Consider the following 12,303-nt stretch of genomic DNA (forward strand, 5'->3'; position numbering starts at 1 on the left):
GTGTGGAACAGGCAGCGTACCGATGAAGTGCTGCTCGACGTCAACGACGTGGCCCTTGGCCATGCGGCGGTGATGCGCTGGAACCCGGCCGACAGGTGGATCACTTCGAAGGAGCCCAGTCACGAGCCCTTGATCAAACAAGACATCGTTGACCAGGCGCAGGAGGCGCGGGGCCGGAGGGCGCGCCAGGGAACACCACACCGTCAGCATCGCACCCGCCATCCGTACGTATTCCGGGGCAGCGTCTACTGCGCGGTTTGCGAACGCCGTATGCAGGGTCAGCACAGCAACGGAGCGCCGTACTACCGATCCCGCTACACGAGGGAGTATGCAGCGGCGAACCGGGTCGAGCATCCGAGCAACGTCTACCTGCGTGAGGATGTCCTCGTCAATCCGATCGTCCTGTGGCTCGCGTCGGCGTTCTCGCCTACTAACCTCGATCACACCGTGACAGCGATGGCGAAAGCCCAGCCGGTCGATACGGCCACTTTGGTTAAAGATGAGACCCGCCGGGCCATTGCGTCGTGCGACAGCAAACTGAAGCAGTATCGAGCTGCGCTCGACGCAGGAGCGGACCCGGTGGTAGTCACCGGCTGGATCGCGGATACGCAGGCGGTCCCGGCTCCAAGAGCAGGTCACCGGGGCGCCGGGCAGTCAGCCTCCCATGACGAGGGAGGAGATTCACCGGATCGTCGCTTCGCTGGGCGACATCGCGGCGGTGCTACGCGTCGCCTGCCCGGAGGACAAGGCCGAGGTCTACCAGCAGCTCAACCTCAAATTTGTCTACGAGCCAAAAACGAAAACGGTGCGCGCCACAATTGATCTTGGCGCACACCGTGGGGAAAACGTTTGTGTCCGGAGATCGACACAAGCCAATGCCATGCCGATCCTATCTACAATTATTCCACTGCAGTAAGGATTCGGGAAAGCCGTCCGAGTGACTTCACTCGGACGGCGTCTTTGTGTGGCTCATGGATCGCTGAAGTCCATGCCGTATCGCTGGTCGTCTGTCCAACAGGACGGTTGCCCGGTTGTGGCTGGCGACAGGGTAGGCCGATGCTGTCGATCGGCGGCGCGTGCGTCTTGCTCACAGCAAGTTGCCTACCAAAGTTGGGAACGGTGTGCCGGCCGCCTCTCTATGGCCGTCGTGTCGTCGTCGACGAGCAGCGCTCTACTCTAGATAGAGCTGATCGACCGCCCGGTTCGAATGGGTGCCTTGTGGCCTGATGTGGTCGACGCAGTAGCCGATCGACGGATCGCTGTTCCAGCGCTTCCGACCCTAAGGTGGCTGCACAATCAGCGACGAGGTGAGGGCAGCATGGGGTTCTACCTGCGAACCAGTTTGAAAGCGGGCCCTTTCCGGTTCAACCTGTCACCCTCCGGCGTCGGTATTTCAGCCGGAGTGCCGGGATTTCGGGTCGGCACCGGACCGCGAGGAAACTACATTCGCGTCGCAGGCGCCGGTACTACCTACTTCGGAGGCGGGTCGCCCAGCCCGAGTTCTGGGGGATCGCGTCCTACGATGCCGCCGGCCGCCCCTGACAGTGGCGTTGTCATGCAGGAGATCGTGGGCACTCCGGTGCAACAGCTCGTTGCAGCGCATCCGTCCGACCTGATCGCGCAGATTCAGACGGCAGCCTCGCGACGTCACATTTGGCCGTGGGTAGCAGCTGCGCTGCTGATTCTGGCGCTCCTCGCCGCTCCGTACAGCCTGGTGCTGTTCATGCCTGCGGTGCCGGTCGTGTGGTGGCTCCGACAGCGGGACATCGCACGGAAGTCGGTCGTCGTCTTCTACCAGGTCGAGGATGCCCCTGCGGCCAAGTACGACCACTTCGCAGGTAGCAGTGGTTTCGTCAGCGGCGTCGAACGCGTGTGGCAAGCCGAGGCCGAGGGCGCGCTCCACACCGCCTATCAACGCAAGGTCAACGCCGGCGCAGGGACGCTCGTACGGCGATCCCTGGGTTCCTTGGACTTGGCCGGGCCTCCAGTCCTTGTCACCAACATCGCCGTCCCGAGTGTGCACGGCAAAGAACGGTCCCTCTACTTCCTCCCGGATCGCGTGATCGTGCGGCACGGCAGCCAGTACGCCGATCTGCCCTATGCAGCGATCAACGCGCGGATGGAGCAGCAAAGATTCGTCGAGACACAGGCACCACCGTCCGATGCGCAATGCGTCGGCACAACTTGGCAGTACACCAACAAGTCCGGCGGCCCCGACCGGCGGTTCAAAGACAACCGTCAGCTACCGATCATGCTGTACGGCCGCCTCACGCTGACCACGCCTCAGGGCTTGTTGATGATTTGGGACTTCTCGCGACCAGATGTCGCCGCGTCCCTCGCCAACGCGGTCAACCGGATGCGATAGCACTGACATGGACTCGCTCCTTGGAGCAGGATCAGTGTGCACGAGGCCCGGGCCGATTGACGGCACGATGTTGTTGTAAACGGCGCCCAGATGACCAACACCGTTACCCGTGCCTTGCTGGAGTAACCCAGAGTGCGGCTCGAAGCGCTCTCCCTGGTTACTCACGGTCCTCGGAGAGCAGATGGTCGGCGATGATATTGATGGTCTCCGGGCAGGCCGCCGTTACCAGGTCCATAATGTCCGGCAGTCTTCCGTGCTGAAGAGGGATCGCCAGGAGAGAGCGGGCCTGCGCTGGCTCAACAGTGCGGGCTAGAGCGACTAGTGCTTTGACTTGGTGGAAACCGTCTTCGATGGAGCGGGCGACCTTCTCGGCTTGCTCGAAAGCGCCTAGATCAGAGAGGGTGTTGGTGAGCTCGCGGAGGCACGAGTCTCGAAGATGAGATTGTTCGTTGGACCGGGCCAGCGCTTCGGCGCGTTTGTAGTGGCCGGCTTTCGTTAGCGCCAGCACCAATTTGGTTCGCGCCTGTGATTGCGCTAGTTGACCGACGATCAGGCTGGTGAGCGTCTCGGCGCGGGTAAATTGCTCGTCGGCCGCCAACTGAGCTACTGCCTGCGTCAAGGCTTGGTCCCGCTCCTTTACGACGAGCGACGAAGGCTCTTCATCGATCCCACGCAGCGTCGAAAAATCTGGTGGTTTGGTAGGTTCTGTCGGCTTGTTAGGGCCGTTGTGATCGAACGTGCGGGCTGTCAGAGTCTCGGCGAGTTCTTCCTCTCCGATCATCCAGCAAGTGCTGACGGCTTTTCGCAGCGTTTCGAGGCGGCGGTATTCACCGGGGATCGACGTGGCGGCCTCCTCCGCCGCAGCGAGGAGTTCGACCGCCGCGTCGCGTTCGCCTTCTTGGGCTATCGAGAGGGCGAGGTCGATCTGCGCCTCTGCACGGTGGTTCGGTTCTTTGATCAGTCGCGCAGCCGTGGCAGCCGTGTGGTGGGCGCCGGCGCGTGCGGACGCTCGGACGAATGCGGCCACTTTCGAGTCTGACCGCCACCGCTCGGGGATAGCCCGATAAGCAGCCAGGGCTCGGATAGCTACGGCCTGAGCACGCTCGCTGTCGTTGGCCTCGATAAGGATGGACATCAGCGGGACCAGCAACGCGGCTCGTCTTTCGGGGTCACCGGTGGATCGAGCGGCTGCTTCGGCGCGTTCCGCGAGTTCGGTCGCGGCTCGCAGGTTGCCCTGCTTGGCCAGGCGGTATCCCCAGTCGGTCAGTGCGGAGGTGTGCCTTTCGCGATCCTGGATTGCATTCACAATGTCGGCGATGCGCTCTTCAGCGTTCGGTCCGGTGAGGGGTCCGACGATTCTGCCGAGGGCCGAGTCTCTGCCCGATGAGTCGGAGAAGGATGCCAGCAAGGCCTCGGCATGTTCGAGATCACCGGCAGCTGCAGCAACGCCGACCAGATTGAGAAGGGCGGTGTCGCGATTCGACGGGTCATCGACTGCATCCGTGACCGCGATTGCGCGTTCGTTGTCGCCGACCGTGTACCAGGCGCCAGCGATGGCTCCTACCAGTCTGATCTGTTGTTCGAGTGTGATCTGGTTGTCGCGCCATGCCGCATTCAGAGTCCTCTCCGCGAGCAGTGCGAGCCTCATCAGACGACTTCCGTCGAGGATCTCGGCAAGCCGTGGGACAATCCTCGTCAACGTGTCGATGCGGTCGAGCCGGTCTTCCAACGCCGATGCTTCTTCGGCGGCTCGCATGGCGAGCCGTTTGGCCCGCTCGCCGTCCCCTGATTCTTCTGCCTCTTGCGCGAGAAACGTGAGAGTTAAGGGACGATCCTTGCGTTCCGGTAGGTTGTCGGCCTCGGTCTCCGCCCGCCTCGCCAGCCGATCGGCCAGGCCCTCGTTGCAAGCCTGCGCAGTTGTCTTGGCCAGCACAGCGAACGCCTGAGCCCGCCAATAAGGCAAGGGAATTTGCTCGGCCAACGCCTCGGCATGGCTCTCGCCGCGGATCGCGGCCGCGATGGCGACCTCGCCAAGGGCCCGGGCTCGCCAGAAGAGTTGCTCCGGCGTCCGCGCCAGGTTGATCGCCCGGTCGTAGTCGCCGGCTTCAGCGATCTTGCGCACTACCGCACAGATGACCTTGCCAGGTTCGTCGGCGGCTACGAACAAGCGCGGCGGGATCCTGGCAACGAGCCGCTCTGCCCGCACATGGTGACCAGCCGCGGCCACCTCGGGTGCCAGCAGAACCAGCGCTACTGCGCGGCGGTTACCGTCCTCGGGGATCGACCGGATCAGTGCCTCGGCCCGGTCGAGGTTACCTACTGCGGCCCAGAGCTTAGGCAGGCTCAGCGGCAGCTTCGCGTTGCGATCCTCGAGATCCGCTCGGTGCAGGGCAAGCCGACACATTGCCGGCAGGTTTGCCTCGTCCACGGCGAGCAGCGCCGCCTGTGCCTGAAGGGTTTCTTCGAGCGCGTCGGCGTCCCCGCCGGTGTGGTCGAGCATCCGGTCGTGACGGTCGGCGTCGGTTGCGTATCGCACCATGCGCTCGAGGTCGCCATGCGTTGTGCGGAAATAGCCGCGCAGCAGGTAGTCCGGTGTTGCGGGCGGCCAGTTCAGTTGGCGGTAATGCTCGGCCCATTCGTGCAGGCGTCGTTGATAGTCGTGCAGACGAGTCCCGAGCAGCCTCGTCGCGGTTGGCTGCATTTGCTCATGAGCGAGTACGTAGGTGGTGTCGACGCGTCTGAAAGTCCGGCCGGTGACGCTGGACAGATGATCCGTGACGAGCCATTCGTCCTCGTTCATCAACTCGGTCAGGTCACGTATGGATAGGCCGCTGCCGGCGGCTGTCACGAAGCCGAGGATGTCGCGCGCTACACCGCCGGTGCTGACCATCCTCTTCAGGTCTCGTTCGGCATCAGCGCGGACGACATCAGCGTGCGCCGACTGCTGGAGATCCCATACCCGGCAGCCGCCACGTAACGGATGATTGCCAGGGACGTCTGGCGGGAGAGGCGGATCGGGCCGACTCGACACCACGATCTTTAACTGGGCTGGTGACTGGCAGGGGAGGATCGCAGCGATGCTGTAGGAATCGGGCATCACGGTCACGCCGCAGTCCTCGTCGAGCCCGTCCACGACCAGAACGAGCTGTTCACCGGACTGCTGGCACGCTGCCGCAGCCGCAGACAGCATCCCGATCAGGTGCGCCTCATGGGTCGAGTCGGTAAGACCAGGCGGGAGGCCTCGATACTCGAGCAGTTCGGCAAGCTGCTCCAAGACGTTGTCAATGAACGCCTTTCGGTCGTTCTGCCGGTGGTGTCGCGCGGTGATGAAGAAGGACACAACCTTGATGCCGGGCGGCGGGTGCAGAACGAACCACGACAGCAGGGCCGACTTTCCCGCCCACGCAGGCGCACGCCACCACCCGTACGCATGCTCCGCATCGTCTGAGCAGAACGCGGCCAACTCGGCCAGTTCGGCATCGCGGCCGATCAGCGCCGCGGGCGCGATTCGTCGTACCTGTTCTAGGTATGAGGAACGAACGACGGGCGGTATGTGACCAAACTGGTTGAGCTGCACGTTGTAGGAACCAACCTGCAGGCCCTGTGCGCCCTCGGCATTGAGCCAGGTCGCTCCGCTGCCCGGCGTTTCCAGTGCACCGTCCATCGCCTAACTCAACATAGTCGATCGATCGCCCTTGTCTCTACGGCCGCGTCACGATGCGCGCAGCCGACCAGGCCGCGGATCATCCTGATCGGTAGCTAACGGCTCTTCCGGTACTGGCCAGCTCGGTGGCAGCCTCACCGCAGTCATGGCGCGCCGGTGAAGCTGCAGTGCGTCTGTGGTCGCCAGCGATCACACTCGTGTCCGATCGGCACTAATCGTGGTGGTGTGAGGTGGCGCTGGCGGAGAACGGGCTGTCAGTAGGTGTTGTGCTGGGTATTGTGATTGCCGACCTGCACTCCTCTCGCCCGCTGCACGTCCACTTGGTACGTGTCGGCGGACGACCTGGTCGAATTGACCAGTGCCAACAGGCGCTAGGCGGCCTCGATGACATGCTCATCGCGGTCGACACCGGCCTCAGCCAGGAGATTTCCCATCCGGGTCAGCCACACGCCGGAGTCAGCCTGATCAGTCTCCAGAGCCTGAACCACCGCACCACCGCCGAGGCGGCGCTTAAGCAGATCCTTCAGCCCCATGTAAGCGTCTTTCACGGCTGCCGAAACCGTATCTGACATGCCGGCACTTGCGCCAGCAGCTAGCGCTGTCGTGATCACTTCCACCGCCGACATGATTCACTCCCGCTCTTATGAAACCTCATTCTGGCGGCCCACCGCCACCCAGCAGCGACCGAACGTTCCTCATGTCCGGCGGTAGCCCGGGCCGACTCGGCAAGCGAGACTGATCGGGGCAGGTTGTGGACCCTCCAGCGTTCTGGAGTAGAGCTTCCTTCCTTGCCTCGGGTTCCTTGGTGCGTTTAAGCTTTTCGGCTGCCCTTTAGGCGGCCGTTCCGATCCGAAGGAAGGGTTTCTATGGACGCCCCGCCGCGCCGCTCCTTTGAGGCACCGATGCAGCCGCTTCGCCCGTACGGCGGGGTTAACGAGCCTGTGCTGCTCTACGAGGGCGAGGTTGGAGCCGGTGACCGCGGTGTGCGACGTGGTCGCGTCGAGATGCGCTGCAACCCAGACCCGAGCGTGAGGTGGTCTATCGATCCTGATGCGGACGAGGACGATGGCTACTACGAGCCTGGTCCCATCGATCTGACCGTTCAACGCAGCGGCCAGGTGATCTCGATTGCCGCATACCGCGACTCGGCGACAGAGGGCTGGATCAACGGAGCTTCGGTTGCCGGGTCTGACACACCGCTTCGCCGAGTTCTGGTCTCGTGGATGAACCTGCCCGAAATCGTGGGACCGAACGTACTTACCGAGAAGACCGAGAGCCGTACGACCAGCTGGGCGGGACGCTGGCGCTGCGAGGCCGCCGGGTGGGCAATGACTCTCGATTCCCGGCCGGACCACAGCGAGGCCACCAAGCACGTGAAGTCGAACAGGTCATACCTGGTCACCCACACGATGGACATCCGCCGAGCCAACCACGGCGCCTTCACCCCTAAGCAAGCCCAGGATCTGCTGGACCAGCTCCGTGTCGTCTTCTCATTCGCTTTCGGATTCTGGGTCGCGCCGGTCCTGCCTACCGGATTCGATGCCGAACAGAATGCCGTCTGGGAGGACTGGATATCCCCCATCTGTGACCCCGCCCGGCGAGTATCACCGGGATGGCTTTACCGTGGCCGGCCGCAAGACTTGACCGACCTGGTCGGGCGGGCGCTTCCCGCTCTTGCCGACCCACGACGACCCGGCACAACTCGTCTGCAGATGCAATTGGCGGTCACCGCGATGGAGAACGGCTTCGTCGAACAACGCATCCTCGCCGCAGCCCCCGCACTGGAGAACCTCGGCTGGACCCGCCTGGTCCGCGAGCGGCGCTGGACGGAGTCTCAGTACAAGACCAGGCGCGCCGAAGACCGGCTCCGATACCTGCTGCAAGAAGCTCACATCCCGACAGCGGTCGACCCCGCCGTCCTGCCGCGACTCGCAGAATTCGCGTACACCAAAAACATCGACGGACCGACAGCGGTCACCCGCGTCCGTAACGAACTGGTCCATCCTCAGCTACCCGGTCGGCTCTACCGCCACGAAGGTCTCGTCGAAGAGACCTGGCTACTCCTGCGCCGCTACCTCAACCTTCTCATCCTCCACGACATCGGATACAAGGGTTCCGTCGTCGACCCCAGCCAGATCAGCGGCTGGGAGGGGGACACCTCACCCGTGCCATGGATCAACGCCGCTCCCGGCTTCCGGCCACCCATGCCACCTCACCAGCAAACCACTCGAGACAACCGCCATCGCGGCAACCGCGATATGCGCCGCCCACACGAAGGTACTGGCGGCGCATAAGACGCCTCCCTCGACGACCGTGCAGCTGCCCGGGCGTGAGGGGCTGCCTTCCAAAACTCAACCCGACAACGGGCACCCGCCCACGCCAGGCGCCGTAGCCGCATAAAGATTGCCCTTTACACCTTCGGCTAACACACTGATTTGCCGATGAGAGGACGCGATATTGTCGGCTCTGCAGTGGGTCCGCGTTTACACCATCGCACTCAGTTATCAAAACGTCGCATGAGGGATGAGCGCGGGTAGCACGAGTCAAATTGGAGTCGCCCGTTCCGGATGCTGCCGATTCTCGATATCCGATCCGATCAGATCCGGTACCACGCTTTACAGCGCCAGCACAGCCGAGGCTCGTTGCCAGCCATTACCTGTTCTCGGATGGCACGGTGGACGTCATCAACTAGTCTGCTGTTCAGCTCCCTCTTTCCCGCCATCTCAATCTCGCCGATCCGAGAAGCTAGCGTTTCAACCGTAATCGATTGTTTAAAGAACTCCCAGAATCGAAGGCTTGTTCGTTCCGCCTCTGCTTGTCGTTTCTGCAGCCGGAGTTCCAACCACTCGTCATGCCTATCACCCAAGCCCAGAAAGTCCATGACCTCACGCTGATCTTTTAGCGTGATCACCGTTTCCCAGTTGGGGAGATTCTTCTTGAGCAGGTCCAGCCGCATTCTGAAACGGGCCAGTTCTCGCGGATTTGAGAATACTTCCGCAACGAGATCACTCTCATCCAGTTCAACAACTAACTGGCGTAGCACTTCAAGTTGGAAAACTCGCATGCGCTCTTGGCTTATCCTATCGCCCGCAATCTTAAAAGAGCGCACGGCGAACCCGACAGCAAAAAGAGAAATAGTAACTCCGATTAGCCCACTGGCGGCGCTAAGCCGTGCAATTGCGTCGCTATTCTGCGCTAGTACCTCAGTGGCCGAGAGCACCTTGCCAGCTTAGATGGATCACCCCGCGTCTGCGCCGGATACGGAGGTTTCACTACTCGCGTTGGCTAACGAGGGTGCACTCAACTGGCACCGAGAAGGCGTGGTACCCACTCAGTCCACATGTAAGATCGCCCGGATCGGCCGGGCCTCGATCGGCGCGACCTCCACGGTGTCAGCCCTGGCTCGGCTCCAGATGCCGACGCTTGAGAATCCGGCAGGCGGACAAGAAGAGGAAGTACGTCGATTTGGCCGCGTTAACGAACTCGCTGTCGTCGATCACGAGCTCGACGTTCATGCCGCCCGGAATTTTGGCGCCGGCACGTCGCTGACTGCCCTTCAGGAGTGCCCAACCGAGACCATGTTCATACCCAGAAAGTAAACGCCATGTTGCCTTCAGAAAAGGGGTGAACTCACGTGACCCGCGCACGAAGCTCAACTTCGGCAACTCATCGATCACGTTAATGGACTGGTGTACCTGCTCAAATCTTAGACCAAGCTGAGCCGCCTCTGACCGATAGAGGTGGAGCGATGACTGCTCATCCGCCACTTCCCGCTCTGCGATCAGTTTCGACATCTCGGGAAAGGCTTTAAACTCCGAACGATGACGACGCTGCTGATAGTAGTCGACCACCTCGCACCGAAGGCCACGAGCGCGACGCTCCCGACCATCCTCAGGGTCGAGAATCCATGCGGCCAGGAACGAGGTCTCGAAGATGGGACGAAGCAAACTCCAAGGAGCCCAGAGCGATGCGCCGCGATGTGACAGTAATGCGAGCAACGCTTCGTGGTTGTCACGAGCCACGCTGAGATACCTGTCCACTTCCATATAAGTGCGAGGCCCGCTCACCTGAGACTCGTCGAACGCTCGCGCAGATAGCAAGCGGTTTCTATCCAGAGCGGGAAGTTCATCGAGCTCGCTCAACTCTGTAGCCAGCACTTTCCAGTACTCCCGTAAGTTGCCGAGCTCTAGCTGGTCGCCGGTCGCGAATGGAGGTCTCATTCGATCACCCTATACGTTAGCTAGCCGACTTAGCGACCGAGATTGCTGCCGTTGCGATTCGCCTGAAGCGTTGTATTCGGTTGCCTGCCGAGCACTTACTCTCATGCCGCAAAGAAGGCGTGGCTGGCTGGAGCTCGGTTGGCGGCTCGTCGCCGAGGTCTGGGCTGCTGTCGTCCGGTGGGGTGGTGTTCGGGCTGCGGTGAGCGTGGTGGGGGTGATGGTCGCCCTTCGGGTGTGGTGTCGTTGCTTTGTTGGGTGGTATCGCTGGGGCAGGGTTTCCTTCTGGATCGCGGTGATCGATATGCCGTCCTCGTCTTCTCGCTCTTCGGCCGATGGTTCCTTCGATGCCTGGCTGGGGCGTGCGCCGGCTGTACCGCGGCGGCGTGGGCGTTCGGGTTCGCCGGGATCCGGGGCGGATGGCTTGCGGTTCGCTTTCTATGGGCGGATCTCGACGGCGGAGTATCAGGATGCGGTGTCGTCGCGGGCGTGGCAGTTGGAGGCGGCCGGGCGCGTGCTCGCCGGCCGCGGCCGGATCGTGATGGAGTTCTTCGATGCCGGGGCGTCGCGGAGTCTGCCGTGGGTGCGGCGTCCGCAGGCGGCGGCGCTGCTGGGTGCGGCCGGGCAGCCGGATCGTGGATTTGATGCGGTGGTGGTGGGGGAGTTCGAGCGGGCGTTCGCCGGTGCCGAGGCGCCTGTGGTGATCGCCTTGCTGGAATCATTCGGGGTGCAGGTGTGGCTGCCCAAGACCCGTGGCCGGGTGGATCTGGCGCGGGCTGATCATCAGGCGTTGTTGTTGATGTTGGGGCATCAGTCGGAGCGGGAGGTGCTGCGTAATCGTTTCCGGACGAGCGCCGCAATGGCGGTGCAGGTGCGGGAGCAGGGCCGTAATCAGGGTGGCCGGCCGCCGTACGGTTACCGCCTGGTTGACGCGGGTCCGCATCCGAACACGGTCCACGCCCAGTGGGGCCGGCGTGCGCATCGGCTCGACGTCGATCCCGTGACCGCCCCGCATGTGCGGTGGATCTTCGCCAGGCGTCGCGAGGGGATGAGCGCTGCGGCGATCGCCCGCACCCTCAACGATCGCGGTGTCGCGTCGCCGGGAGCGTATGACCGGGCGCGGAATCGGCATCGGGTTGATTCGGTGTGGACGTTGCGGACGGTGGCGGCGATTCTGGCGAATCCGCGGTACACCGGCCGGCAGGTGTGGAATCGGCAGTTCACCGATCACCGGGAGGCGGTGCCGGGCGACAAACGTTCCAGCCTCGGCCCGGTCCGGGTGTGGAACCAGCGCTCGGACTGGGTGGTGTCGGACGAACGAACCCATCCGCCGCTGATCAGCGACGATGAGTTCCTGGCCATCCAGCGGGTCACCGCGCTGAGCGTGCCGGGGGATGGCCAGCAGCGGCGGTACGCGTTCACCGGTCTACTGGTCTGCGCGGTGTGCGGGCGCCGGCTGGAAGGCCATTGGGTGAACCGGCAGCCGGGCTACCGATGCCGGCACGGGCACACCAGCGCCCTTCCCTCCGGCGAGGCGGGGCCGCGGTGGGTGTACCGGTCGCAGGCGCACCTGGCCCGGGAACTGGCGGCGACCTATCCCGACCTCGCGGCTGCCAGCAACGCCGAGGAGATGGCGTCATACCTGCGGGTCCGGGACCTTGTCGTCGTCTGCGCGGCCGACAAGCTGACGATCGAGGCAGCCATTCCCGATGTCGGTAGCCCGGCGATCGAGGCGAGCCACGCACAGCTCGCACTGCCGATGCCGGCGATGGGCCGGCGCCGCGGTCGGACGAAGGCCCGCACGCTGAAGAGCCGGATTCCGGGGCGGCGCCGGAAAAGCAAAAACCCCCGGTCAGGCCGCACTTAGAACCGTGCGATGCCCTCTTGGGGGTTAACGTGTCCGGAGGGGGACTTGAACCCCCATGCCCTTGCGGGCACTAGCACCTCAAGCTAGCGCGTCTGCCATTCCGCCACCCGGACTTGCCTGTCTAAGCCTAGCGGCATCCCCGACCCCGGTTCCACCTGGGTCTTGGCTGCCTCGTCGGCCTGACAGGTGA

Annotated in this window: 8 protein-coding genes, 1 tRNA gene and 1 pseudogene; 5 read left to right on the top strand and 5 right to left on the bottom strand. The window is 63.3% G+C overall.

Annotated elements, in window-relative coordinates:
- The 3 genes and pseudogenes from Aiant_RS33480 to Aiant_RS33485 all read left to right on the top strand — a co-directional run bounded on the left by Aiant_RS33480 (position 1) and on the right by Aiant_RS33485 (position 2,365).
- Complete coding sequence (locus Aiant_RS33480; RefSeq protein WP_189332941.1) at positions 1-822, top strand: recombinase zinc ribbon domain-containing protein; 822 nt, start codon at positions 1-3, stop codon at positions 820-822.
- A gap of 496 nt (positions 823-1,318) precedes the next feature.
- Positions 1,319-1,396, top strand: a pseudogene (locus Aiant_RS47125) (hypothetical protein); the annotation flags it as partial.
- Between the two features lie 159 nt (positions 1,397-1,555).
- On the top strand, positions 1,556-2,365 hold the full coding sequence (locus Aiant_RS33485; protein ID WP_229830603.1) for a hypothetical protein: 810 nt from the start codon (positions 1,556-1,558) through the stop codon (positions 2,363-2,365).
- A 157-nt stretch (positions 2,366-2,522) separates the two neighbouring features.
- Here Aiant_RS33485 and Aiant_RS33490 read toward each other — a convergent pair whose 3' ends face one another.
- Positions 2,523-6,029: a P-loop domain-containing protein gene (locus tag Aiant_RS33490; RefSeq protein ID WP_189332943.1), complete on the bottom strand. Its 3,507-nt coding sequence runs from the start codon at positions 6,027-6,029 to the stop codon at positions 2,523-2,525.
- A 371-nt stretch (positions 6,030-6,400) separates the two neighbouring features.
- Positions 6,401-6,655, bottom strand: a complete 255-nt coding sequence (locus tag Aiant_RS33495; RefSeq protein ID WP_189332944.1) for a hypothetical protein — start codon at positions 6,653-6,655, stop codon at positions 6,401-6,403.
- A 240-nt stretch (positions 6,656-6,895) separates the two neighbouring features.
- Between Aiant_RS33495 and Aiant_RS33500 the strand changes: the two genes are divergently transcribed.
- On the top strand, positions 6,896-8,323 hold the full coding sequence (locus Aiant_RS33500) for a YopA family protein (protein ID WP_189332945.1): 1,428 nt from the start codon (positions 6,896-6,898) through the stop codon (positions 8,321-8,323).
- A 302-nt stretch (positions 8,324-8,625) separates the two neighbouring features.
- Here the strand turns inward: Aiant_RS33500 and Aiant_RS33505 are convergent, their stop codons facing one another.
- Complete coding sequence (locus Aiant_RS33505; RefSeq protein WP_189332946.1) at positions 8,626-9,249, bottom strand: hypothetical protein; 624 nt, start codon at positions 9,247-9,249, stop codon at positions 8,626-8,628.
- Positions 9,250-9,421: 172 nt separating this feature from the next.
- Positions 9,422-10,249, bottom strand: a complete 828-nt coding sequence (locus tag Aiant_RS33510) for a hypothetical protein (protein ID WP_189332947.1) — start codon at positions 10,247-10,249, stop codon at positions 9,422-9,424.
- Between the two features lie 199 nt (positions 10,250-10,448).
- On the opposite strand from Aiant_RS33510, the gene Aiant_RS33515 reads away from it, so the two are divergent.
- Positions 10,449-12,113, top strand: a complete 1,665-nt coding sequence (locus tag Aiant_RS33515; protein WP_189332948.1) for a recombinase family protein — start codon at positions 10,449-10,451, stop codon at positions 12,111-12,113.
- A 30-nt stretch (positions 12,114-12,143) separates the two neighbouring features.
- Here Aiant_RS33515 and Aiant_RS33520 read toward each other — a convergent pair.
- A tRNA-Leu gene (locus tag Aiant_RS33520) sits at positions 12,144-12,226 on the bottom strand.
- Positions 12,227-12,303 lie beyond the last annotated feature (77 nt).

This window comes from Actinoplanes ianthinogenes (assembly GCF_018324205.1).
Classification (GTDB): Bacteria; Actinomycetota; Actinomycetes; order Mycobacteriales; family Micromonosporaceae; genus Actinoplanes; species Actinoplanes ianthinogenes.